Annotated in this window: 24 protein-coding genes and 1 pseudogene; all 25 read right to left on the bottom strand. The window is 58.2% G+C overall.

The genetic code is table 11. The annotated features are described in order from the left end of the window. Window positions 1-2 precede the first annotated feature (2 nt). Window positions 3-875: a ribosome small subunit-dependent GTPase A gene (gene rsgA / locus HMPREF9334_RS10985; RefSeq protein ID WP_006693540.1), complete on the bottom strand. Its 873-nt coding sequence runs from the start codon at window positions 873-875 to the stop codon at window positions 3-5. A gap of 10 nt (window positions 876-885) precedes the next feature. Next, a complete protein-coding gene (pknB, locus tag HMPREF9334_RS10980; RefSeq protein ID WP_039957543.1) occupies window positions 886-2,640 on the bottom strand; it encodes a Stk1 family PASTA domain-containing Ser/Thr kinase in 1,755 nt (584 codons plus the stop codon). Window positions 2,641-2,708: 68 nt separating this feature from the next. Beyond that, window positions 2,709-4,118, bottom strand: coding sequence for a peptidoglycan D,D-transpeptidase FtsI family protein (locus HMPREF9334_RS10975; RefSeq protein ID WP_006693538.1), 1,410 nt, complete (start codon window positions 4,116-4,118; stop codon window positions 2,709-2,711). Continuing rightward, complete coding sequence (locus tag HMPREF9334_RS10970; protein ID WP_006693537.1) at window positions 4,111-5,382, bottom strand: FtsW/RodA/SpoVE family cell cycle protein; 1,272 nt, start codon at window positions 5,380-5,382, stop codon at window positions 4,111-4,113. Before HMPREF9334_RS10970 ends, HMPREF9334_RS10975 begins: the two co-directional genes overlap by 8 nt. Continuing rightward, complete coding sequence (locus HMPREF9334_RS10965) at window positions 5,379-6,092, bottom strand: Stp1/IreP family PP2C-type Ser/Thr phosphatase (protein ID WP_006693536.1); 714 nt, start codon at window positions 6,090-6,092, stop codon at window positions 5,379-5,381. The genes HMPREF9334_RS10970 and HMPREF9334_RS10965 overlap by 4 nt, the downstream gene beginning before the upstream one ends. A gap of 4 nt (window positions 6,093-6,096) precedes the next feature. After that, window positions 6,097-6,540, bottom strand: a complete 444-nt coding sequence (locus tag HMPREF9334_RS10960) for an FHA domain-containing protein (protein ID WP_006693535.1) — start codon at window positions 6,538-6,540, stop codon at window positions 6,097-6,099. After that, window positions 6,540-7,286, bottom strand: a complete 747-nt coding sequence (locus tag HMPREF9334_RS10955; protein WP_006693534.1) for an FHA domain-containing protein — start codon at window positions 7,284-7,286, stop codon at window positions 6,540-6,542. The genes HMPREF9334_RS10960 and HMPREF9334_RS10955 overlap by 1 nt, the downstream gene beginning before the upstream one ends. Window positions 7,287-7,362: 76 nt before the next feature. After that, complete coding sequence (gene rlmN / locus HMPREF9334_RS10950) at window positions 7,363-8,403, bottom strand: dual-specificity RNA methyltransferase RlmN (protein WP_006693533.1); 1,041 nt, start codon at window positions 8,401-8,403, stop codon at window positions 7,363-7,365. After that, window positions 8,400-9,746, bottom strand: a complete 1,347-nt coding sequence (gene rsmB, locus HMPREF9334_RS10945; protein ID WP_006693532.1) for a 16S rRNA (cytosine(967)-C(5))-methyltransferase RsmB — start codon at window positions 9,744-9,746, stop codon at window positions 8,400-8,402. The genes rlmN and rsmB overlap by 4 nt, the downstream gene beginning before the upstream one ends. Beyond that, complete coding sequence (locus HMPREF9334_RS10940; protein ID WP_006693531.1) at window positions 9,746-10,588, bottom strand: DUF116 domain-containing protein; 843 nt, start codon at window positions 10,586-10,588, stop codon at window positions 9,746-9,748. Before HMPREF9334_RS10940 ends, rsmB begins: the two co-directional genes overlap by 1 nt. Next, a complete protein-coding gene (gene fmt, locus HMPREF9334_RS10935; protein WP_006693530.1) occupies window positions 10,585-11,523 on the bottom strand; it encodes a methionyl-tRNA formyltransferase in 939 nt (312 codons plus the stop codon). The genes HMPREF9334_RS10940 and fmt overlap by 4 nt, the downstream gene beginning before the upstream one ends. Before the next feature lie 5 nt (window positions 11,524-11,528). Then, window positions 11,529-11,999, bottom strand: coding sequence for a peptide deformylase (gene def, locus HMPREF9334_RS10930; protein ID WP_006693529.1), 471 nt, complete (start codon window positions 11,997-11,999; stop codon window positions 11,529-11,531). Window positions 12,000-12,012: 13 nt separating this feature from the next. Then, the gene (locus HMPREF9334_RS10925; RefSeq protein ID WP_006693528.1) at window positions 12,013-12,834 is read right to left on the bottom strand and encodes an amidohydrolase family protein; all 822 of its coding nucleotides are present in this window, start codon (window positions 12,832-12,834) and stop codon (window positions 12,013-12,015) included. An 85-nt stretch (window positions 12,835-12,919) separates the two neighbouring features. After that, the gene (locus HMPREF9334_RS10920; protein ID WP_006693527.1) at window positions 12,920-13,651 is read right to left on the bottom strand and encodes a 7-carboxy-7-deazaguanine synthase QueE; all 732 of its coding nucleotides are present in this window, start codon (window positions 13,649-13,651) and stop codon (window positions 12,920-12,922) included. Window position 13,652: 1 nt separating this feature from the next. Further along, the gene (gene queD / locus HMPREF9334_RS10915) at window positions 13,653-14,033 is read right to left on the bottom strand and encodes a 6-carboxytetrahydropterin synthase QueD (protein ID WP_006693526.1); all 381 of its coding nucleotides are present in this window, start codon (window positions 14,031-14,033) and stop codon (window positions 13,653-13,655) included. Between the two features lie 198 nt (window positions 14,034-14,231). Then, window positions 14,232-15,506: a glycosyltransferase family 2 protein gene (locus tag HMPREF9334_RS10910; protein ID WP_006693525.1), complete on the bottom strand. Its 1,275-nt coding sequence runs from the start codon at window positions 15,504-15,506 to the stop codon at window positions 14,232-14,234. Between the two features lie 6 nt (window positions 15,507-15,512). Further along, entirely contained in the window at window positions 15,513-16,226 is a 714-nt protein-coding gene (gene pssA, locus HMPREF9334_RS10905) for a CDP-diacylglycerol--serine O-phosphatidyltransferase (RefSeq protein WP_006693524.1), read from the bottom strand. Further along, the gene (locus tag HMPREF9334_RS10900; RefSeq protein WP_006693523.1) at window positions 16,223-16,855 is read right to left on the bottom strand and encodes a phosphatidylserine decarboxylase; all 633 of its coding nucleotides are present in this window, start codon (window positions 16,853-16,855) and stop codon (window positions 16,223-16,225) included. The genes pssA and HMPREF9334_RS10900 overlap by 4 nt, the downstream gene beginning before the upstream one ends. A 472-nt stretch (window positions 16,856-17,327) precedes the next feature. Further along, window positions 17,328-18,053 (bottom strand): WecB/TagA/CpsF family glycosyltransferase, encoded by a 726-nt coding sequence (locus HMPREF9334_RS10895; RefSeq protein WP_039957584.1) that lies wholly within the window; start codon window positions 18,051-18,053, stop codon window positions 17,328-17,330. 66 nt (window positions 18,054-18,119) lie between these two features. After that, window positions 18,120-19,928 carry an aspartate--tRNA ligase gene (gene aspS, locus HMPREF9334_RS10890; RefSeq protein WP_006693521.1) on the bottom strand — a complete coding sequence of 603 codons (1,809 nt, stop codon included), beginning with the start codon at window positions 19,926-19,928 and terminating at the stop codon, window positions 18,120-18,122. Window position 19,929: 1 nt separating this feature from the next. Further along, window positions 19,930-21,195, bottom strand: coding sequence for a histidine--tRNA ligase (gene hisS / locus HMPREF9334_RS10885; protein ID WP_006693520.1), 1,266 nt, complete (start codon window positions 21,193-21,195; stop codon window positions 19,930-19,932). Next, entirely contained in the window at window positions 21,195-22,700 is a 1,506-nt protein-coding gene (hemZ, locus tag HMPREF9334_RS10880) for a coproporphyrinogen dehydrogenase HemZ (protein WP_006693519.1), read from the bottom strand. The genes hisS and hemZ overlap by 1 nt, the downstream gene beginning before the upstream one ends. After that, a complete protein-coding gene (locus HMPREF9334_RS10875) occupies window positions 22,697-23,179 on the bottom strand; it encodes a Fur family transcriptional regulator (RefSeq protein WP_006693518.1) in 483 nt (160 codons plus the stop codon). The genes hemZ and HMPREF9334_RS10875 overlap by 4 nt, the downstream gene beginning before the upstream one ends. A 26-nt stretch (window positions 23,180-23,205) precedes the next feature. Next, window positions 23,206-23,328, bottom strand: a pseudogene (locus tag HMPREF9334_RS12725) (secretion protein HlyD); the annotation flags it as partial. Between the two features lie 163 nt (window positions 23,329-23,491). Then, entirely contained in the window at window positions 23,492-24,946 is a 1,455-nt protein-coding gene (pepD, locus tag HMPREF9334_RS10870; protein WP_006693517.1) for a beta-Ala-His dipeptidase, read from the bottom strand. Window positions 24,947-25,023 lie beyond the last annotated feature (77 nt).

Here is a 25,023-nt window from a genome sequence, read left to right as displayed (position 1 = left end):
TCCTATTTCTTCTTTGTTCTGAGTTCATTGAGCAGTGCGATGTAGGCATCGTACCGCTCGCGTGAGAGTGCCTCTGCCTCCACCGCCGCCTTGACGGCGCAGTCCGGCTCGTGACTGTGGCTGCACGGGGAAAAGCGGCAGCCTGTATAATGGGCAAAATCCGGAAAGCAATGCGTCAAATCCTCGGGCCCAAGCTCCGTGAGTTCCTGCTGCGTAAAGCCCGGCGTGTCGACCACATAGCCCCCCATAAAGGGCAGCAGTTCCGCACGCCGCGTCGTGTGCCGCCCACGCCCGATCTTCTCGCTGACCGCCCCCGTCACGAGGGCAAGCGACGGATCAAGCGCGTTCAGCAGAGAGGACTTCCCAGCGCCCGACGGTCCCGTGAGAACGGTGATCTCACCCGCAAGGCGTTCGCGCAGTTCCGCAAGCCCTGTCCCCTGCTCCGCCGAGACGCGTAGGACGGGATAGCCCGCCGCCTCGTATTCCGCAAGAAACGTCGCAGGATCGCCCGTGCAAAGATCCATCTTGTTCACACAGAGGATGATTTTTTTCACCCCCGAGAGCTCTGCGAGCACGAGGAAGCGGCTCACGACGAGCGGATGCGGGTCGGGCGATGCCGCCGCGACGGTGATGACGATCTGCGTCAGATTCGCCACGCGCGGACGCTGCAGCAGGTTCGTACGCTCCTCGATGCGCTCGATCACGCCCTCCTCGGGCGATATGCGTTCCAAGGCAACGAGATCGCCGGGGACAAGCCCCATATCGCTGCGCCCCTTCTTGACCCTGCCGCGCAGTTTGCAGAGGATGACCGCATCCTCTGCCGCGACATGGAGCACATTGTTGTAGACCTTCAGGATACGTCCGCGCTCTGCCACCATGCACTCCCTATTCCGTCTTTTCCGTCTGGATCCGTCGGCCGGCGGGATCTTTATCGTTCTTCTTCGTACCGCCGCCCTTCGCGTCATCCTTTGCACCAGAGGACTTGCTGCCGCTCGATAGGACAAGCTGCACAGCAGTGCCGCTATCGACCTCGGTGCCCGCTGCAGGAGACTGGCTGACAACCGTTCCCGCCGCCTGTGTACTTGCCTCCTCAGTACTGCCGCCCACCTTCAAGCCGCTGCCCTCGAGCATCGTGTGCGCACGGTCGGAAGGAACGCCCTTCACATTGGGAACCGTGACCTTTTTGACCTTCTGCCCCTTGCTGACGGTGATGTCCACCGACTGCCCCTTAGTAATGCGCGTGCCGCTGCGCGGATCCTGTGAGATGACGGTACCGCTGTCCTCATCAGAGAACGTCTCGTAAGCAGAGCCGAGCCGCAGTCCCATCTGCTGCAGTTTCGCAACTGCATCCGCCTGTTTCAGGCCACGCAGATTCGGCATCTCCAACTCCTCGCCGCCCTTGCTGACGTAGATGGTGATCGTGCGCTCCTCCTTGACCGTTGTCCCCGCCTCCGGTGTCTGCGAGACGACAACGCCCACAGGAACGGATGCGTCATAGGTCTCCGCAACGGTGACGCGCAGATGCTGATCCTCGAGGATCTGACGCGCGAGTGTGAGCTGCTTGCCCGTCACATCGGGTACGGTGATCTCCACCGAGCTCCAAAACTTGCCAAAGCTCAGAAAAAATCCCGTAAAGAAGCCGAGCATGAGGATGAGCACAAGGCCAAACTTAAATTTCTTCGTGCGGAAGAAGGACTTCTCCTCCACGGCCGGCGCTTCTTCCTCCTCCGTCTCGGCGATTGCACTGATCTCCTGTGCCTCCACGGGCGAGAGCACGCGTGTCGCATCGGGATCGAATGCGGGCATCGCAGCCGTATCGCCGCGCATCATCTGCTCCGTGCGTGTGATATCCTGCACGAGCAGACGGCTGTCGGGACGCAGCGCGGGCTCTTTTGCCATCATACGCGTCACGAGAGCTTCCACGACGGGCGGGATGTTGGGAACAATGGAGCGCACGGACGGAGCCTCCTCCTCCAGATGCTTTCGCGCGATGCTCACCGCGGTATTGCCGTCGAACGGAATACATCCCGTCAGCATCTCGTAGAGGACGACGCCGAGGGAATAGACATCCGACTTTGGCGTGATGATCGTCCCGCGTGCCTGCTCGGGGGAGAAGTAATGCACCGAGCCCATGATATTGTCGTTGTAGGTCATCGTGGACTCTGTGACGGCGCGTGCAATGCCGAAGTCCGCGACCTTCACGTTGCCGTCGGGCATGACGAGGATGTTGTGCGGCTTGATGTCACAGTGCACGAGGTTGTTTGCGTGTGCCTGTGCGAGTGCCCCCGCGATCTGACGCGCGATCTCCAGTGCCTGCGCGGCGGGCACCGGCCCCTCCTCCTTGATCCGCTCCTTCAGCGTGCGTCCCGGAACGTACTCCATGACGATGTAGTGCCGCCCCTCGGCAATACCGACATCAAACACGTTGACAATGTTTGGATGCGTGATGCGCGCGGCCGCCTTCGCCTCGCGCTGAAACCGCGCGATAAACTCCGTGTCGTTCTCATACTGCTGATGGAGAATCTTGACGGCGACGGTGCGCTCCAAGAGCTGATCCTTTGCCCGATAGACATCGGCCATGCCGCCGCTGCCCACAAGCATTTCCAGCGCGTAGCGTCCATCCAAGACACGCTCAACCATGTTCGTTCCTCCTAACGCCTCTGCCATGCACTGCCGAGGTCTCTATCTCAGAAAGACTATCCTGCATTTCATCGCAGTCCTTCAAAATATGTCTGTATCACCGCGCGTGCAATCCCTGCCGCAGCGCGTCCGCCAAAGCCGCCCTCTTCCACGATGACCGCCATGACAATTTTTTGTCCGCCGCGCTCCGCCGAGCCGATGAACCACGCATGATCCGTGCCGCTCGTATTCTCTGCGGTCCCTGTCTTGCCCGTGACGCGCACACCCGCGACCTCTGCCGCTGTACCCGTCCCCGCTGCAACGACATCCGCCATATAGCCATCGATGACTGCCGCACGTTCCACCGTTGTCGCTGTTCGCCATGTGGTGGGACTTGCCTCGTAAAGAGGCATCCCGTCCTTCGTCAGCACGGCATCTACGACGTACGGCTGCATCACACGCCCACCGTTCGCGAAGGCGTCCGCAACGAGTGCCATCTGCAAGGGTGTCACGAGGAGTGCCCCCTGACCGATGCCGATCTGTGCAAGTTCTCCGTCACTGAGGTTCTTCAGCTCCGGCACATGCGCCACCGCCATCGGAATCTCGGGGGCGGTGAGTTCCGCCCCGATGCCGAAACGCTCGCATGCGGATGACAGGCCTCGTGCACCGAGGCGCAGAGCAAGGGTCGCAAAGGTGACGTTGCAGGACTCACGCAGTGCATCTGCAAGGTGAAGTTTGCCATGCACCTCTCCATGACTTTCATGCAGGACGTAGTCCGTACCAATGGCAAGTTCCCCCGTACAGTTGAACACCTCATCGGGATTGGTCACGCCCGCCTCGAGCGCGGCATCCGCGATCAATGTCTTAAACGTCGAGCCCGGCGGATAGAGCCCGTGCGTCGCACGGTTCAGCAGCGGACTGTCTGCACGCGCTGTGAGTTCGTCCCAGTTTTGCCCCGCCGTGGCAGGATCGAACGAGGGCGCGCTCACCATCGTGAGTATCGCTCCCGTCTCCGCATTCATGACGACCACTGCACCACGCCGTGCCCCGAGCGCATGCCATGCCGTCTCCGACAGCTCTGCGTCGACGGTCAAGCGGACATCATAGCCCGCATCCGCACGCAGAAGGGTGCGCAGAGGCCCCATGTGCGCAGCATCCGTTGTGACACCGCTGAGCGCCGAACCCGCGATCTGCTCCACGCCCGTCGCACCATAACGCTCCGTCTGATAGCCCGTCACTGGCGCGAGAATCCTGCCATAGGGATAGGAGCGCACGCCATCTGCCGCACTCTCGGCGAGTACGCGTCCCCCATGATCGAGGATGCGCCCGCGCACGATGTCCTTTTCCATGAGTGTCGACCGCGTATTGAGCGGGTGCGCGGCAAGCTCATCGCCGTCCCAAACACTCAGCTTCGCAAGGTAGAGGATCTGAACACCAATGAGTACGAGCAGGAAGGATGCCGCAACAGCAATATGTTTTCGGATTTTCCGATCAGTCATCCGCTGCCTTAACCTCCCCCGAGAGTGCCGTCAAGATGCCGACCAGGATAAAACTCGCCGCCATCGAGCTGCCGCCGTAGCTGACAAACGGCAGTGTAATCCCCGTGAGCGGCAAGAGTTTCGTCACGCCTGCCGTGATGATGAACGCCTGCAGGAGAAGGCTCGCGGCGCAGCCCGCGGCGAGCAGCGACTCCTGCACGCGTGGCAACCCCATCGCAATACGGCTCCCCCGCCAGAAGATCAGCGCGTAAACCATGAGTACAAGCACGCCTCCGATCAGTCCGAACTCCTCGGCAATCGCCGCAAAGATGAAGTCCGTATGCACCTCGGGAATGAGCAGCGGATGCCCCTCGGCAAAGCCCGTGCCCCAGATGCCGCCCGAACCAATCGCAAAGAGCGACTGCACGACCTGATAGGACATGCCGTTCGGATCTGCCCACGGATGCAGCCAGATGTCAAAGCGCACGCGAACGTGACCGAAGAGCGCATAGCTGAGTGCCGCTGCAATGACGATGAACAGCCCTGCAAGGAAGACGTAAGATTTACGCCCTGTCCCCATATAGGTCATGAGCACCGCCATCCCGAAAAAAAGCAGTGCAGAGCCAAGGTCACGCGCGATGACGAACATGAGCACGGCGAGCCCCCAGAGTGCGACGAGCGGTGCGATGAAGCGCACGGGCGGCAGATGAAGAAAGAGGAAACGGCGTGCGGGGAGAGTCAACACAGCGAGATGGTCGGCAAGATACGCCGCAAGGAAGAAAATGAGCAGAATCTTGCCAAACTCCGATGGCTGCATCGAAAAGGAACCGAACGCGATCCAGTTCTTATTGCCGCCGATGCTCACGCCGAAAATCAGCGGAAGCACTAGGATCACTGTTGTCGTAAGCCCAAGTACATAGGGATAGTCGAGCATCCGCCGAAGGCGCGTCCAGAGGAGCAGGACGAGTGCCCAAGCAGCAATGCCGACACATGCCCACCGCAGCTGCGGCACAAAAAGATCCGGTTTCAGCCGCGCAATTTCAGCAAGCCCGACGGCGAGCAGCACATAGGCAAGCGCGAGCGGAACACAGTCCAGCTTGCAGCGTGCAGCGAGCACATAGCTTGCTGCACCCGCACAGAGGAGGAGTACGAGCCACGGCAGATACGCGAGCTGCGTATGCCAGTCAAACGACCAACCAGGCTGCCCCGCCCCCTGTTTTAGAAACAGAATACCAAGCGCACAGACGAGAATCCCCACGGGCGCAAATTTCAATCCGCCGGTCATGGCATTTCGTATGCGATTGCAATCGCCGTGATATTGTCACTGCCGCCCCCTGCAAGCGCCCGCTCCGCCATGCGCTTTGCGACATCGGAGAATTCACCCCCGAGCAGGGAGGCAAGCGCATCGTCATCCACCATATTCGTCAGCCCGTCCGTCGCGAGGAGAAGACGATCGCCCGTCTCAAGCGGGAAGGAGTCCCCGTCCACATGGAGATGCTCCTCAATACCGACAGCGCGCAGGAGGAGATTTTTGCGCGGATGGTGCTGCGCCTCCTCCTCGCTCAGTTCCCCTCGTGCGACAAGTTCCTCCACATAGGAGTGGTCGCGTGAGACCTGCCGAAAGGCACCGCGCCGCAGAAGATAGAGACGGCTGTCCCCAACGTGTGCATAGTACGCCGTGCCCGCGCTCTCATCGATGTGGAGGACAGTCGCCGTCGAGCCCATCCCCTCGTACAAAGAATTGCCCGCAGCAGCAGAGAGCACCTGTGCATTCGCACGCAGGACAGCGGATTTCAGTGCCGCCGTATCCATCGGTGCCCCTTCGTTTGCCATATCGTGCACAGCGGCGACCACCATGCGGCTCGCCACCTCCCCCGCCGCATGACCGCCAAGTCCGTCGGCGACAACGTAGACGGCAGGAGAAAATACGCCGTAGCTGTCCTCGTTCGATGTCCGCACGCGTCCGATATCCGACGCACTCGAAACCTCTATCATGTGCTTACCTCTCAAAACGCAGGGCAACGGCGCCGATCCGCAGGACATCGCCCGCGCGCAGATACGCCCGCCCCGTCAGAATCCCATCGTTCAGATAGGTGTGGTTGCGGCTGTCCAGATCCTCCGCAATATACGCATCTTCTCTCTGATAGATGGATAGATGATGATGAGATACAAAATTATCCGCAAGTACAATATCGTTGTCTGCACTGCGTCCGATGGAAAGCCCATGCCCCACAGGAAAACGCCGGCCGACCAGCCCCTCGCCTGCAACGGCGACGAGAGACGCCGCTCCGGCAGACGGCTGCGGCGGACGTGCCGCCGCCCTGAGATCCGCATGCAGCGTGCCGAACATCATACGCCCGAGCCGCACGACAACGTAGGCGAGCCAGAGAAGCGCACCGTATTCGAGCAGCACGCGCAGGACTTTCAATGCAAGTGCAGGCATCAGAGCACCCCGTAGCGCAGAGCAGTCGTACCGAGACGAATCTCGTCGCCGTCACGCAGCCGCTGCGCCGTGATACGCACGCCGTTCACAAAGCTGCCGTTACGGCTCTCGGCATCGTAGAGTACATGGCGGTGCTGCTCGTACGCAATCCACGCATGAACGCGCGAGACATTCGTATCCGTCAGGATAAACTCGTTCTGCGCCATACGTCCCATATAGATCTTGCGCTCACCGAGGCACATGGCAATCCCCTCATCAGCACCGCTGAGCACTGTGAGCGTCGCGATTTCATGCACAGGAGGGAGGTTCAGACAGCGCGCATCCATCAGCGACGGACGTTCAAGCACGATCGTCTGCGCCATCGTATCATGGGAGACCGGTGTCTCCGGCACGGGAACGCACGCGTGCTGCATCCGTGCCTCCATATGATAAGAGCCCGCGCGCAGACGTTCATCCAGTGCGAAGCAGATGCTGAGTTTACCGTCCATCGTGAGATCCGAACGGATGATGTATTTCTTGAGTGCCACCCCCAGCTCATCCGCCACACGATGCGAGCAGAGCCGTTGGTAATCCTCCGTCCCGAGCGAGATGACATAGGAGTTCGCGAGGCCCTTGCCCGCGCCCTGCCTCTTTGCCTCCTTCTCAAGCCCCTTGATGAGCTCAACCGGCTCGAGATGACTGCTGAACTTACGGTTGAAAAAACCTTCGATATGATCTCCCAGAAAAGATTCCACGCGATCCATCATCGTGCAATACTCTCCTTTGGTTACAAACTAAATCGTTTTCGCGAACTTCTATATCATACCATAAAAGTACAAATTTTTATAGTCCCGCTTCCATGAGACGGTTGCGCAGCTGTCCGCACGCCGCCTGGATGTCCGTTCCCATCTCGCGCCGCAGCGTCGCTGTGATGTGCCGCTCTTCCAAAGTTTTTTGAAAACGACGGATGACTGCCTTGTCGGGGCGAAAGAGATTGCGCTCCGCAACGGGATTGATGGGGATGAGATTCACGCTTGCAAGCTGTCCCCGCAGGAGTTTTGCAAGCTGCTCCGCCTCACGTACGCCGTCATTTAGATCACGGATCAGAATGTACTCGTAGGTGACGCGCCGCTTCGTCCGCTCCGCATACATACAGGCTGCACGCAGTACATCCGCAAGCGGGTACATACGATTGACGGGCATGATCTCAGAGCGCAGTGCATCCGTCGGCGCGTGCAGGGAGATGGAGAGCGAGATGGGGATGCCCTCCTCCGCCAGCCGCTCGATGCCGGGTACAATGCCCGAGGTCGAGAGCGTCACACTGCGATAGCTCAGTCCGATGGTATAGTCCTCGTGCAGAAGACGCAGTGCCGCAATCACATTGTCGTAGTTCTCGAGCGGTTCGCCCGAGCCCATGACGACAATCGTATCGACACGCGCCCCCTCCTGCCGCAGGAAGTCCGCAATACCGATCACCTGCGCCGCGATCTCCCCCGCCGTCAGATTGCGCTGCAGCCCGTGCAGTGTTGACGCGCAAAATGCGCAGCCCATGCGGCAGCCCGCCTGTGTCGAAACACAGACGCTGTTGCCGTACGAATGGCGCATCAGCACCGTCTCCGCCGTCTGTCCGTCCGCGAACTCATAGAGCAGCTTGATCGTCGCACCGTCAGCGGAGTGGAGACGCGAGACAACCTTTGGTCGTTCGATGGAGAACTGTTCCGCGAGCTGTGCACGCAGAGACTTAGACAAATTATCCATCGCATGAAAAGAAACCGCACCGCGCTGATACATCCATCGAATAATCTGATCTGCGCGGAAACGGGGAATGTCATGCTCTTTGAGGGCTTCGGCAAGCCGTTCCTTTGTCCATCCAAAGATATTCATAGTCGCCTCATGCGTGCGATAAAGAAGCCGTCAGGGCCGTCCGTCTCGGGCATGATCTGTACCATGCGCTCCGTCGTTTTCTGCATCGGAAGAAACGCCCCCGTCTCCTCAAGCGCAAAATCTGCGTGCGTCTCCAAAAAGGCGCGGACGACGGCGGCATTTTCGCACTCCTCCATGGTACAGGTGCTGTAGACCAGTATTCCGCCGTGTTTCACCGCCCGTGCCGCGCTCGCTAGGATGTCGCGCTGCAGAGACGGCAGCGTCTTTGCATCCCGTACGCTTTTCTTCCAGCGTGCGTCGGGCTTACGCCTGAGAACGCCGAGCCCCGAACAGGGCGCATCGACGAGCACACGATCCGCCTGTTCCGCATATGCCGCACCGATCTCGCGTGCGTCGCGCATCTGCGTCTCGATCATGGAAATACCGAGACGCTTCGCGTTGCGCTCGATGCGGCGCATCTTCTCCTCGTAGATGTCAAACGCGAGGATGCGCCCGCGATTTTCCATGCGCTGTGCAATGTGTGTCGTCTTGCCGCCGGGTGCGGCACAGGCATCGATCACCGTCATGCCCGGCTCTGCGCCAAGTATATGCGCGACAAGCATCGAACTCTCGTCCTGTACCTGTGCCAGCCCCTCGCGCAGAGGTGCAAGCTCATCGAGTGCACCATGCGCGGCGAGCACAATGCCATCCGGCACCCATGCAGAGGCACGCACCTGCGCCCCCGCCGCCGTGAGCTGCTCCATCAGAGCATCCCGATTCGTACGCAGTGTGTTCACGCGCACGGAGAGCGGCGCACTCGTATTGTTGCAGCGACAGAGCTCCTCCGTCCGCTCGTATCCATAAGTACGCATCCATCGTTCCACCATCCACTTCGGATGCCATGTACGCAGGGCAAGTGCGTACGCATCCCGCCCCTCGGGGAATGCCGCACGCTCCGGCTCGCGCAGTGCTGCGCGGAGAACCCCGTTGACGAACGCGTCCGCCCCCCTGCGCCCATGTTTTTTTGCCAGCTCCACCGCCGTATTGCACGCAGCAGAGGGCGGCACGCGATCCATGCAGAAGATCTGGTAGAATCCCAGACGCAGGAGCTCGCGAATGGCGGGCTGCGCCTTTCGGATATCGGCAACGTAGCACCCGATCATATAGTCGAGCGATGCGCCCGCCTTCGTGACACCGTAGACGAGTTCCGTCAGAAAACGGCGGTCACGTTCCGGCAGCTGCACCTCACGCAGCGTTTCCGCAAGTGCGACATTGGCATATGCGTCCTCAACGTGTACCCGTTGGAGCACCCGCATCGCCAGCTCACGCACATGGTCGATCTTTTCCTCACGGTAGTTCTGCATTATGCCCCCTTTCTCGTGTCGTCCGATGGCGGTTCAATGATCTCCTCCAACTGACGGCGCACCTCGCCCATGTCCACGCTCGTATTGTAGCACGGACCGTTCGGGCGGATATTGAGCACACCCACCGCCGGCAGCGGGAAAACGTCCTGTATACCGCTCATCAGGTCGCGCTCGCACGCAATCGCAAGCACCGCTTTCGGGCGCATATTGTAGATGATCTGGCGGGCAAGCGTGCCGCCCGTCGCCACAAAAAAGTGAAAGCCCATCTCCTCCGCGAGTGCCACGAGATCACCGATGTTGCACCCGCCGCATCGCTTGCAGTTGTTCGGGTCGCGCGTCACCTTGTGTGGGCAGCTCGCAAGCTGCAGACAGTGCGGCGTGACAACGAGCAGACGGTTCGCGGGCACGCGGATGTGCATGCGGTGAAAGAGCAGATTGCTCACAGCAATAAATGATCCTTCGAGTTTCCGCCGCTTCACGCCGAAAATTGCCCCGAGACGCACGGCTGCGGGAAAGAGCAGATTGATGAGCTCATAGGTCTGCCGTTTCATCCACGGCAGGTACGGAAGCCCTGCAATTGCCAGCACCATATTGAAGATTCCAAAGAAGGACAACAGAACGGCGAGCGTCAACGCGCCCCCAATGACCCACGGCAGAGCCGGCTGAATACGCTCAAGCCCAGGTACGCCGATGTACCAGATCCCAAAGAGGAGCATCGCCGCAAGCACCGTCACAAGGAGCAGCATACCGATGAAAAGCCGCTTTTTCGGACGCGATGGAAGTGCGATGGTCTTTTTCTCGCCCGCCGTCTTGCCGTTCACTGTCAATGTCTGCCCACTCATGATGAAAACCTTCCGCCGACGGGAAGTGTATAACCGTTCAAAAAGGCACGCGTCTCCATCATCTTCTTGCCGGGGGCTTGAATCTCTGTGATTTCCACATCCTCATCCCCCGTAGCAACGACAAGCCCCGCCTTGCGGTCGGCGACGACAATCGTCCCTGCAGGCGCACTTGCAGTACGCTCCGAACGGTGCATTGCACCGATCTTGTAGACTGCACCGTCCAGTGCAGTCTGCGCATAGGGCACGGGGTTCAATCCGCGCACAAAGGCATCAAGCTCCTGCGCCTTTTTCGACCAGTCCATCGCGACTGTTTCGCGCGTGATGCGCGCAGCATAGCAGGATGCACCCGTCTGCGGTGTGCGCACGAGCGTCCCTGCTGCAAGCCGCTCAAGCGTCTCAACGAGAAGACTTGCCCCCGTTTCCATCAGTGCGTCGTGCAGTGTGCCATACGTCGTGTCCGCATGAATCGGCACTTCTCTCCACAGAAGCATATCGCCCGTATCAAGCCCCGCATCCATCTGCATCGTCGTGATGCCCGTCACCTGCTCGCCCGCCATAATAGCATGCTGAATCGGTGCCGCCCCGCGGTACTTCGGCAGGAGGGATGCGTGCACATTGATGCAGCCGTGCACGGGCACGTCCAGCACCTCCTGCGAGAGAATCTGACCGAATGCGACGACAACCGCCACATCGGGTTTCAAATCTCGAAATGCGGTGACAAACGCCGCATCGCGTGCACGCACGGGCTGAAGCACGGGGATATCATGCGCCACTGCCCATGCCTTCACGGGCGACGGACTGAGCTTCTTACCCCGTCCACGCGGGCGGTCGGGCTGCGTTATGGCGGCGACGACCTCCGCGAGGTCGGATCGTCCCGCAATCGCCGCAAGTGTCGGCACTGCGAAATCCGGTGTCCCCATAAAGACGACACGCATCCTCGTCACTCCTTTTCCTCCGCCTTGCGCAAACTCACGGCAATATCGATAAAGAGCCTGCCGTCGAGATGGTCGCACTCATGCTGAATACAGCGCGCCAAGAGCCCCTCTGCCGTCAGAGTCCGCCGCCGACTGCGCCGATCTGTATACTCCACCGTCACCCGCTCCGCACGCTCCACATCGCCGTAGACCTGCGGCACGGAGAGACACCCCTCCGAGTCCACCACAGAGCCCTCACGCATCGTGATAACGGGATTCACAAGTTCAAGCAGCCCGTGCTCGTCCTGCACGTCGATCACCACGATGCGCAGGGATTTCCCCACCTGCGGCGCGGCAAGCCCCACGCCATCGGCAGAGTACATCGTCTCCGCCATATCGTCAAGCAGTTGCCGATGCCGCTTTGTAAGCCGCTCAATCGGTTCTGCCACCTGTTTCAGGACGGGATCGCCCGCCTTTTTGATTTCCAGTATTGCCATAGATTTTCCTCGTTTATAAGTGCAGATGATAAATTCGCACAGCATTGTCATAGAACACCGCATTCCAATGCTCCTCGGGGATGAGCAGCTTCGTGAACGCAATGTAGTCATCAAAATTCGCAAGCGGCCAGTCCGTCCCGAACATGAGGCGGTCATAGGCATTGAGATATGCGAGCCATCCGCGCAGCTGCTCGATGTAGAACTTCTTGCGCGTACAGAATAGCTCAAAATCCTGAATTTTACCCGCAAGCATCCCCGAGAGATCGGCACTCACATTCGGATTTTTCTCCATCACGGCGACTGCGTCCGTGAAATACGGTTCGCCAAAATGACACATAACAAAATGCACCGCGCGGAACTTCGTCGCCGCCTCATCCATCACATTCGGGTGCGCGTATTTGAGCAGAGCCTTCTCCGTCGCCGTCAGTCCCGTGTGCACGGCAACGGGCTTCTTGTACTGTGCGGCAAGCTCGTAGACGGGCGCAAGCATATCGTCATAGATATAGAAATAATGATAGCCCGGATAGAGCTTGATGCCGACACATCGCTCATTTTTTAGATGCTGTTCGAGCGCGGGCAAAATCTTTTCGATGCGCCCCTCCGCGATCTCCGTCACACCGTCGCCCCCGATGCCAACGCAGTAATGGAAGATATCTGGATAGTTCGGACTCGTCTCCTCCACAGGCAGATTGCCCATCACGATGCCGTGGACAATGTTCGACGCACGAAAGTCGCGGCGCAGAGCCTCCTCCGTATTCTCGTGCCCCGCTGCCCGCGCCACGGTATCAAAATACTCCCCTCTGCCAAAGTGCAGATGAGCGTCAATGATCTTCATGTATATTCGCTTTCTAAAAACAATTAACTATCCGTTTAGTTTACCATATTCGTCAATAGTTTTTCGTGATAAATGAGACAATGTTTCACAGCAAATCCATCATCCGATGGGTCTGCGGGATGATGCGGACATCGGACAGATGGCACAGAGCGATACGTTGGAGTTCAAGGAGCCGTGCGGGTGTAGGTGCGGTGCAGCCACCGTAGGGCGTGACGGGTTGGAGGATGAGGAGCGTCGCGGGTGCGATGTCGGCGACGAGGTGCGTCGCATGCTCCACATCCTCTGCGCGTGTCTCTGCCGCGACGACAACCTTGACGTAGACATCTTTCGTGTGCGCAATCTCAAGAAAGCGCGCGTGCGCATCCCAGACAGGTGCAGACAGAACATCGGGCAGTTTCAGATCCATGCTGATGTGTGAAATACAGTCGATGCACTCTGCAAGAGCTCTGTCGAGCGTTCCATTTGTTTCCAGGAAAATGGGCAGGTCGATATGTGCCGCAAGCTCCTTGATAAAGGGAACATGAAGCAGCGGCTCCCCGCCCGTGATGCTGAGCGAGTGATGCGGGACAGCCCCCGTAAGATGCGTGACAATCTCCGCCACCTTCTCCACCGAAAGAGGATTTTCGTATGGAACGAGTTCATGCGTACCCGCCCGTTCCTCGACCATGCAGGTGGGATGCCGACCGATCTCGTTCTCTGTATCGCAGTAAGTGCAGTCGAGGTTGCAGCCCTCAAGCCGCACGAAGATCTGACGGCAGCCGACGTATTTCCCCTCCCCTTGTATGGAGGAAAAGATTTCGATGATGTTCTCGCGCATATCAGTCCTTTGTATAGGTGACAGAGGACTTCGGCGACTCCCAGACGGTCAGCGCGGTCAGCTCTGCGGGAGATGCCACAACCGCCTCACACGCCGCAAGCCGCTCGAAGATGATGCGTGCCAGATTTTCTGCCGTTGGATTCACCCCATCATGAAACGGAGGAAGATCGTTCAGATAATAGTGATCGAACTCGTCCAATATTTCGGCAAGTGCCTTTTTCGCAATCTTGAAGTCGATCAGCATTCCGAGTTCATCGAGCTGCGTCCCCTGAAACGTTGCCTCGAGCACCCAGTTGTGCCCATGCAGACGGTCGCATTTGCCGGGATAGTTCACGACGCGGTGCGCCGCCTCGAATGCGCCCTCGACGCGTAATGTATACATAATGTTCTCCTTTTATTGAAATAGGCTGCTGCACAAAGCTAAAACTTCGTACAACAGCCCTTCTTCGTGCCCCTTCCACCGCTTACGCGGTCCCCCTTCCCCGTCATACGGGGAAGGCTTAGGATAACGGCATATTAGCTTCCCCCGTCGAAACGGGGGAAGTGGCGAGCTCGGCGAGCCGATAGGGGCGCCCCTTTTTCACTTCACGTCGCTCATGACCTCATCCATGCTCATGGCGCGCGTATGCTTTGTATGGCTCCACTCGTGCTCGTTGCGGTGGATGAATCCGAGGAAGATAATCGGAATCCACGAGTAGATGAACACCGGGTAGAGCAGCAGATAAAACCATGCCTTCAGCTTTGCACGCACCTTGATGAGGATAATCATGGGCAGGACGTACTGCCCGATCATAATCGCGGTCATGAGCTGCGACGGCAGGAACTTATAGATGCTCGTATAGAACGGTGGGAATGCGAGCTGCACATAGCTGATGATGATGAAAAACGTCGACATCATCAGGAAATGCGGCTGCAGCAGATAGATGCAGCCGTCCCAGATGCGAATGTCGCGACGCTTCCAGCCCTCGCGGATCATCGTCGGAATGAAACGGTGCGCCACGTCAAACTGCCCCTGTGCCCAACGGCGGCGCTGATTCCACGCCTGCTTGAACGTCAGCGGCTTTTCATCATAGACGATGGCATCGTGTGCCCACGTCGTCTTGATTCCCTCCGCGAGCAGCTTCATCGTGAACTCCATGTCCTCCGTGAGACAGGTCGCACGCCAACCGTGCCGTTTCAACACATCTGTCGTAATGCACATGCCCGTGCCGCCGAGACACGCGGAAAGCCCGATGTTCGTCTTGGCGAGATGGGAAATGTGGTCAATGACCCAGAACGCAATTGCAAACGTCCCCGCAACCCAGGTGTCGTAAGGGTTCTTCGCATCGAGAAAGCCCTGAATGACCTTGTCGCCCTTGAGCAGACGGTTGTTCATCTCCTTGAGAAAGTTCGGATGAACGAGGTTGTCTGCGTCGAAAATCGCAATCGCATCGTATTCCTTGTCCATTTCGAAGAGACGTTCAAACATCCACTCGAGTGCAAACCCCTTGCTCTTTTTCGTCGGATGCGTGCGCTCACAGACAATCGCACCCGCGTCCCCCGCGATCTGTGCCGTCTCGTCCGTGCAGTTGTCCGCAATGACATAGATGTCATAGAGTTCCTCGGGATAGTCGAGGCGTTTCAGATTTTCGATCAGCTGACCGATGACCGCCGCTTCATTGTGTGCGGCGACCACAACGGCAAAAGTCTTTTCGGGGGTCAGGATCTTCTGCTCCCTCCGCCGCCAGAGACAGCAGAAGCCGATAAAGAAAAAATAGAGGGTAAAGAGCAGCAGAATGATCTGCATCGGCACCATGATGATGTCGAAGATATGTGCCGGAAGATAGGGCGAAACAAATTGAACGAACTCAGTCATGTGGGTTCAGCCTTCCTTTGCACGCGCCATAACGGCAATCGCATGATTGACAATCCCAAAGAGCGCATAGGTCGCAAAGATCCCTGCAAAGACAGCGGGCAGGATCGCTGCGCTGCCGAAATAGAGGATTGCAGCGAATACGACAAGCGCAAAAATTTTGGAGGCCATATAGATTTTCTCTCCGCCCCCCTTGAAATCGGGATAGTGCACATGACTGACCATCAGATATGCAGTCACAGCAACGGCGATCGGGTAGACCAGTCCGAACGAGGTCGGATCGACCTTGAGTTCGAGAAAGAGCCACGTCGACATGGCGACGAGATTGCCGCCCGCCGGAATCGCAAGCCCCATAAAGTAGCCATGCACGACACTCGCGTTCACGTTAAAACGCGTGAGCCGCCACATGCCGCAGACGGCAAAGAAGATCGTCACGGCAATGCCGAGAAAACCATAGTTATGCAGGGCAAGTGTCCATGCAAGGATCGCAGGTGCAACGCCGAACGAACCAAGGTCACAGAGCGAGTCCATTTCCTTGCCGAATTCGCTGGACACACCAAACGCACGCGCAATGCGCCCGTCCAGACCATCTGCGACGAGCGCGCAAAAGATGAAAATTGCGCCCCAGTCAAGATACCCCTCGACCGTCGAAAGAATTGAGCACATTCCAAAGACAAGATTCATTGCCGTACACAGATTCGGCAGAAACCGTCTGTAATTCATTCGCTTTCGAGCCTCCCCAGAACGGTCTTGCCGCCCTGCACCTTTTCGCCCTTTTGCACCAAGATCGCTGCGCGCTCGGGCATGACGATCTCAAGGCACGAGCCGAAGCGGATCATGCCGTAAATGTCGCCCTGCCGCAGCCGATCGTCGAGCGTCACCCACGAGACGATGCGGCGCGCAAGGATGCCCGCAATCTGCTTCACCGTGATGCGCAGATCGCCGCGGTCAATGCCGATCAGATGGTGCTCGTTTTCAAAGCCTACCTCATCCTTATACGCAGGCTGAAAGCGTCCGCAGTAGTATTTTTGGAGCTTGATCTCCCCATTGATGGGACTGCGGTTGACGTGGACGTTGAACACCGACATAAAGATGACGATCTTATTGCACTTCTCCCCCACGAAGTCGTCCATCCCGACGGATGAGATCTCCGTGACCGTTCCGTCTGCGGGAGAGAGGATGTGATTCACGTCCTGCACGATCTCACGCGCAGGACTGCGGAAGAAATATGCAAAGTAGCACGCGAGCACGACAAATGGAATCGCTGCGTACGGATGTGCAAAGAATCCGAGAATAACAGCCAAAATAAGCGCCGCGCCGATAAACTTATAGCCCTCGCTTACAATGACCATGCGCATCCGCCTCCTTATCAAATGATTGCACTTCCATCAATTATAATGGAAAGCCTATTCTTTGTCCACAGATAACTTGTATTGCCTCTATGACAAAGTTATGCGGGAACACAGTCTGCGATGCTCCTAAGCAAACCCTAGTGGAGCAAGCGGAGAAAGCGTTCGACTCGCCCCCGGCGTACTTCTTTCGTTCAAGCGAAGCGCGTTTAAGGAAGCACTGATAAATTCAGCCCCGTCATCTTAGCGCATCTTTTTTGCCCGCACTTCGTCGGAAAATCCTCCACATAGCCCTGCTATGCGTCCGGTTTTCCTCCTTGTTCGGACGAAAAATCTACGCCAATCTGACGGACTTCATTTTATCAGCGATTCCTTAAGAAGTGCGCCGGTATTTAGGCGAACAAGAACGCGGCCGCTTGCGCAACTAAGCGTTTGCGTGGAGCACGCGAGATAACAGATTCCAAAATATGTGCTTTTATTTTCGCGAGGCGTGCACCTTCCACACGAATTTCGGCAGTGCAAGCAATCGACCCGCACGCTTCGGCTGAAGCATCCCGCGAAAGAGCCATTCGAGTTTTGCCTTCTGCATCCAGCGCGGTGCGCGCTTCATCACCCCCGCCATTACGTCGAGCGTCCCGCCGACACCGATGGCAACGGGCACGCCGAGCTCCGCCAGATGTGCGGCAATCCACTTCTCCTGCTTCGGCACGCCAAGTGCGACAAGCAGGAGGTCAGGCTTCGCGGCCTTAATCTCCTCGATGATCGCCGCATTGTCCTCCGGCTTGAAGTAGCCATCGCGCACACCGACAATCTCGATGCCGGGGTACAGCTTCTCCGCCTTTGCCTTTGCCTTCTCCGCAACGCCGGGCGCAGAGCCGAAGAAGTAGATACGCCGCCCCTCTGAGGGAGCCGCACGCAGCAGTTCCTGCGCGAGATCATAGCCCGCCACACGCTCGGGCATCCGATGCCCGAGGTGGCGCGCCGCCCAGACCGTCCCCGCCCCGTCCGCCACGACGAGTGCCGCAGCATTGAGGATGTCGCACAGTTCGGGGTCATGCGTCGCACGCATAATCATCTCCGCGTTTGCCGTGGCAATCATCACGCCCGCACGCTCGTCCATATAGGAACGCACGGCGGCAACCGCCTCCGTCATCGTGACCGCATCGACATGCACGCCCAGTATATTAACCCGTTCACTCAAGGAGTATTCCCTCCAAATATCGTGAAAAGAGAGCGCCATCAACGGACGCCCTCCTCTTTTCAATTCTTACTGTGCAGGATTCTCCGCCTTTTTCTTCGGCACAGCCGTACGGATATAGAGCTCACGCAGCTGCTTCTCGTCGACCGGCGAAGGTGCCTCGCACATGACGTCCGACGCACTCTGCGTCTTCGGGAACGGAATGACGTCGCGGATGCTGCGGCGCTTTGCCATAATCATGACGAGCCGATCCAGACCGAACGCAAGACCGCCATGCGGCGGCGTGCCGTACTCGAACGCATTCATCATAAAGCCGAAACGCTCACGCGCCTCCTCCGGTGCAAATCCGAGCGTCTCAAAGACCTGCTCCTGCAGATCACTGCGATAGATACGCAGGCTGCCGCCGCCGATCTCGACCCCGTTCAGCACCATGTCATAGGCATTCGCCTTGACACGCCCGGGATCGGTTGCAAGCAGCGAAATGTCCTCGTCACGCGGTGCGGTGAACGGATGGTGCATCGCCTTGTAACGCTTCTCCTCCGCACTGTACTCAAACATCGGGAAGTCCACAACCCAGAGGAAAGACAGTTCGTCGGGATTCATCAGATTGCGACGGCGGCCCATCTCAAGGCGCAGTTCGCCGAGTGCCTGTGCCACGACGGCGGGCTGGTCGGCGACAACGAGCAGGAGGTCGCCCGTCTTTGCGCCGACGGCATTCTTGATCGTCTCGAACGTCTCATCCGAATAGAACTTCTTGAAGGGCGACTTTACGCCCTCCTCCGTGTACTGAATCCACGCGAGCCCCTTCGCACCGTAGTTCTGCACATACAGGACGAGCTCGTCGAGCTCACGGCGCGGGATGTTCGCATAGCCCTCGACATTGATGACCTTGACGCGTCCGCCCGCCTCCATGACGGCGTTGAAGACCTTGAACTCCGAGCCGCCGACGTAGTCCGTGATGTCCTGCAGTTCCATGCCAAAGCGCAGATCGGGCTTGTCCGAGCCGAAACGCTCCATCGCCTCGTCCCAGCCCATGCGGCGGAACGGCGTTTCGACCTTGATGCCCATGCTCTTGTCGAAGAGTTCCTTCACCATTTCCTCCATCAGCGTGAGGATGGAGTCCTGATCCATAAAGGACATCTCAATATCGAGCTGCGTAAACTCGGGCTGACGATCGGCACGCAGATCCTCGTCGCGGAAACAGCGTACAATCTGGAAGTACTTCTCGAAGCCCGAGACCATGAGGAGCTGCTTGAAGATCTGCGGCGACTGCGGCAGTGCGTAGAACTCGCCCGCATTGAGGCGGCTCGGCACGAGGAAGTCGCGTGCGCCCTCGGGCGTGCTCTTACAGAGCATGGGGGTCTCGATCTCAAGGAAGCCGTTCCGATCGAAGAAATCGCGCATGATCTTCGTCACGCGGTGGCGCAGCATGATATTCGCCTGCATCTCGGGGCGGCGCAGGTCGAGATAGCGATAGCGCAGACGGATCATCTCATCCACGTCGATGCCGTCCTGAATGTAGAACGGCGGTGTCTTCGCCTTGTTCAGAATCTGCAGCTCATTGACGACGACCTCAACCTCACCCGTCTCCATGTTCGGGTTCACCGTCTCCGCGCTGCGGGCACGCACCGTGCCGCGCACACAGATGACGAACTCCGAGCGCAGCGTCTCTGCCTCGTGGAATGTCCCCGCTGCCATCGCCGCCTCGTCAAAGACAATCTGCACAAATCCCGAGCGATCGCGCATATCGACAAAGATCAGTCCGCCGTGGTCGCGGCGGCGCGATACCCAGCCGCACAGCGTTACCTCCCCGCCGACCTGCTCCTTACGGAGCATGCCGCAATCATGTGTCCGTTTAAGTCCCTGCATCGTTTCCATCTCAGCCCTTCACCTCAGAAATCAATCGTTTTACCATATCGTCAAGAGAATATGTCTCCTGCGTACTCTCAGCCATGTTTCGCACGACTGCCTCATGCCTTGCAAGCTCGTCCTCGCCGAGAATGACGGCATAGCGCGCACTGGACTTGTTCGCCTGTTTCATCTGTGCCTTCATGCTGCGCCCCGCATAGTCCATCAGCGCACGCACACCGCCCTGCCGCAGTTCGTGCAGCAGCGGAAACGCAGCCGCTGCCGCAGCCTCCCCAAGTGCGATGAGAAAGACATCTGCCGCAGGGGGACGCTCGGGCAGGAGATTCTGCTGTCCGAGCGCGAGCAGAACGCGCTCAAGCCCTGCCGCAAACCCGACCGCAGGGGTCGGATTCCCGCCGAGCTCCTCGACAAGACCATCATAGCGTCCACCACCCGCAACGGCACTCTGTGCACCGAGCGGCGGATAGGCGATCTCGAATGCCGTCCGCGTGTAGTAGTCGAGCCCGCGCACGAGACGCGAATCGAGTTCATAGGATACGCCAGCCGCCCGCAAATGATTCTGCACTGCCTCAAAATGCGAGGAGCATTCCTCACAGAGGCAGTCCGTAATCGCAGGCGCACCTGCCATAAACGGCTTCTCCGCGTCCGCCTTGCAGTCGAGAATCCGCATTGGTCTCACGGTATAGCGACTTTGACAATCATCGCAGAGCGATGCCAGATGCTCCTTGAAATACGCCTGCAGACGCTCCCGATAGACGGGGCGGCAGTTCGGGCAGCCGACCGAGTTCAGCTTGAGCGTCAGCCCCTGCAGCCCGAGTGTCGTGAGGAAGTCGTACGCGAGGAGAATTGCCTCGGCATCCACGGCAGGGCTCTCCCCGCCGATTGCCTCCACACCGAACTGGTGGAACTCGCGCATACGTCCCGCCTGCGGGCGGTCATAGCGGAACATCGAGCCGATGTAGAAGAGCTTTTGCAGCCCACCATCCGCATAGAGCTTGTTCTGCAGGTAGGCACGCACGGCGGATGCCGTATTCTCCGGGCGCAGCGTCAGACTGCGCTCCCCACGGTCGGTAAAGGTATACATCTCCTTGTCCACGACATCCGTACCGTCGCCGATTCCGCGCTGGAAGAGCTCCGTGTGCTCGAAGACCGGCGTGCGGATCTCATAATAGCCATAGCGGGCACAGAGCTCGCGGATGACATTCTCCATGTATGTCCACGCCCCCACCGCATCGGGCAGTATATCCTTTGTCCCCCGTGGCGCATTCGTCAGCATCAGGGTGTTTCCTCCTCGTATTCCGCGCGCAGAAGCGCACGGCGTTTTTCAATGTAGATGTCAATATCGCGCAGATAGGTCACAAGGTCTTTTGCGTTGAATACAGAGCGCATCCGTCCGCTGCGAATACCGAGCACCTTCGTCGTGGCGGCACCGCCGATACCGATGATCGTCTGGTGCTCCTCCATGATCTGAATGTTGTAGATGCTCTCGGCACCTGCGCGGGCATAGCCGACGTTCTCAAGATCGCCGCTCATATAGCCCTGCCGATAGAGATAGTACGGACGATAGCCCACCTCCTCCACCGCGCGTACAGCGGCTTCACTCATGCGCCTCGTCTCCGCATCGGACGGCAGCTCGACGTGCTCCGTCTCCATTTTCAGCCGGAGATTCGAGCCGCGCTTGAGGGCAAGTGCATGGAGCGTGATATCGTCGGGCGCAAGTACCGTCACTGCCGCCATCGTCCGCTCCACATCCGCTGCTGTTTCTCCCGGCAGCCCGAGGATCACATCCATATTGATGTGCACGTTCATTGCCGCGCGAATCTCATGCACCATACGCACAATGTCTTCGGGGCTGTGGTGGCGGCCGATGCGTTCCAGCGTCACCTCCTGCATCGACTGCGGATTGACGCTCACACGCGTTACCGCGTGCTCTTTCATCGCAGCAATCTTCTCTGCACTCATGCTGTCGGGACGCCCTGCCTCCACCGTGAACTCCGCGATATGCGATCCATAAAACGCATTATATACCATTTTGAGCATTTCGGCAAAAAAATCATTTGGAAGACTGGTCGGCGTTCCTCCGCCGATGTAAATGCTCTGCACCGTAAGTCCCAAAGCACGCACATCCTCTGCCGCCGCATCGAGGTCGCGTGCGAGCACATCCATAAAGGCGCGGAGCTTCTTCTCCGAGGGAAGCAAATTCGACGGAAAGGAGCAGTAGAGGCAGCGCGAGAGACAGAATGGAATGCCGACGTAGATGCTCACAGTTCGCGCATTCCCCTGCGCGAGAAACGGCAGCTGACGCACGGCAACATCCGTGATGAGCCGTGCCTTACCCGCACTGCAATCGTAGTCCTCACCGAGACGCGCAACAATTTCCTCGGGGCTCATGCCGCCGCGCAGCCAACGATGCACAATCTTCGTCGGACGCACCCCGTGGAGGATGCCCCACGGCGCAGGCGGCACAGCGAAGCGTGTGCGGAAGAATGCGTAGACATTCCGCTTGATGGCACGATGAACAGCGGCACGCGGCACTTCATCCGCCTTGCCATCCGAAACAAAATGAAATTTTTCGCACGCGCCATCATGCGCAAAAAGAAAGACCTCGGTCATAACAGAAGGCGGCTCACAGCCCGACTGCCGGTTCACCACCGACAGCTGGACGTAATCCGCCTCCCCAGTCCGCCCGACGATCTCCACCTTGAAGAGCGTCAATACCTCGCGGACAATTTTGACTATGACCTCGGCTCTGCTGTTGATCGTAAGAGACCGAATCTTCACGACTTTTTCTGCTTCTCCTGACAGTTTTTGCAGATGCCAAAAAACTTCGCCTGATGGTTCTCGACCTTGAAGCCCGTCTTCTTGAAGATATCCTCCTCCAGATGATCGAGCATATCCTCCTCGAACTCCGAGATCTCCTTACACTCCGTACAGATCAGATGATGATGGAAGTGCTGGTTCGGATCAATCGGGTTCAGCTCATAAGAGTACGAGCCCTTGTTGCGCTTGTCGAATTCCTTTCCGAATTCGATCTTCTGCAGGATGCCGAGTGATACGAGGATCTCAAGGCTGCGATAGACCGTCGCAAGCCCGATCTCCGACTCCGTGCCGCGCAGGATGTCGTAGATCTTCTCCGCGCTCAGATGCTCGCTCGGATGATCGAGGATCACCTGCAGGACGATTTGACGCTGCGGTGTCATCTTGCGCTGCGTTGCCTGCAGGCGCTTCTTTAGATCTTCCATCGTATAGGTATCTGCCATACTATTCCCCTCCATGTGTTATTGCTGGGAAGCACTGATAAATTCAGCCCCGTCATCTTAGCGCATCTTTTTTGCCCGCACTGTGTCGGCAAATCCTCCACATAGCCCCTGCTATGCGTCCGTTTTGCCTCCTTGTTCGGACGAAAAATCTACGCCAATCTAACGGACTTCATTTTATCAGCGATTCCCTATGATAACTCTCCAATATATAATCACAATCAATGAGAATAGTATAGCACACATGACACGTTTTTTCTATAGAGATGAAAAACTAATTGAGAATGTTACTGTTGAAATTTTGCAGCACCACACTCATGCTTTCTCCTGTGCAATGCGGCGCAGCGTCTCCATCATCAGCTTCGCCTCCGGAACAATCGTCGTAACATCGACGCGCTCGTCAGGCGTATGGATGCCCGTCGTCGTCACACCGATGGACACCATGTCCAGCTCCGGATTCTTCGCTGCGTGCCAGCTGGTCTCAAGTCCTGCATGAATACTCTCGACCGTCATCTGCGCACCGCCGTTCTGCGCGGCATACACTTCGCCCATGATCTGCGCAAGCCTGCTGTTCTCGCGCTCGCGCCATGCCGGCGACTGCGCCCCAAGGGTGAGGTTGAAGTTCATGCGCTCCGCCATTGTCCGCCCCATCACGACGATTTCATCCAGACGCTCATTCACCGAGGAGCGCGGGAAATACTGAACGCGCACATCATTTTCGTCCATGTGGAGAACGCCGAGGTTCGCCGAGGTCTCCACCTTACCCACGTGGAGACGCGACATATCATGCACGCCCGTACGCAGGAGTGTAAGCAGGTCGATGAGGTCACGCTTCTCTGCTTCGCCGATGACGCGCCCTGCATTCTCCACCGTAGTAAATGCAAACTTCATTGCGGGATCGGCCGTGCCATAGAGCGCATGAAAACGCTTCTCCTCCGCGACCAGTACGTTGACAATCTCACGCTCGTTAATGCCTGTCCGAATGACCGCCTCTGCCGTCGGAGGGATGGCGTTGCGTGCCGTACCGCCCGTGAACGTGACAATCTCAATTTTACCATGTGCCTCAAGTGCCTGCAGTGCAAGGGCAAGTATGCGAATCGCATTGCCGCGCCCATCGCCAATGCGCTCCCCCGAATGCCCGCCAAGCAAGCCCTCCACCGCAATGCGATAGGCGGGCAGCTCCGACTCCCTGCGCGAGAGTATACTCGAGAAGTCAAGGTTGACACTGCCCGCACTGCCGACTGTCATGATATGGTAGTCCTCAGAGTCGCAGTTGATGAGGAAACGCGCCTCCTTCAGATGATCCGCAGCGAGATGCCGCGCTCCCGACATCCCCTGCTCCTCATCGACCGTAACAATGGCGCGCAGCGGTCCGTGTTCCTCCGTATGCTGCATCGCGGTCAAAATCTCCGCAACGCCGATGCCGTCGTCACCGCCGAGGCTCGTACCGTCTGCCGTCAGAGACTCCTCCGTGCGGACGAGCTTGATTGGATCTTTGAGCGGATCGTAGATTACGCCCGGCTTCGCGACGCAGACCATGTCCATGTGCCCCTGCAGGATCGTGCGCGGCGCAGCCTCGCAGCCCTTCGTCGCGGGGAGTTCCGCAATGATGTTCAGCGCCTCGTCCTGCGTCACCGTGCAGCCGATCTCTTCAAATCGTTTCTTCAGATAATCGCTGACGGCTTTCTCATGTCCCGACGGACGCGGAATGTGCGTCAGTGTCTCAAATTCTGAAATGACCGTCTCCAATAATTTTGCATCGTCTATCATATGATTACCTCCTGACTCTAACTGTCTTCCCTATTGTACCACAGACAAAAAGAAGCCGCCATACAAGATGTATAACG

Origin of the sequence: Centipeda infelix ATCC 43532, from assembly GCF_000234095.1 — a bacterium.
GTDB classification, from domain to species: Bacteria; Bacillota; Negativicutes; order Selenomonadales; family Selenomonadaceae; genus Centipeda; species Centipeda infelix.
This window is presented reverse-complemented; position numbering and strand designations above follow the sequence as displayed.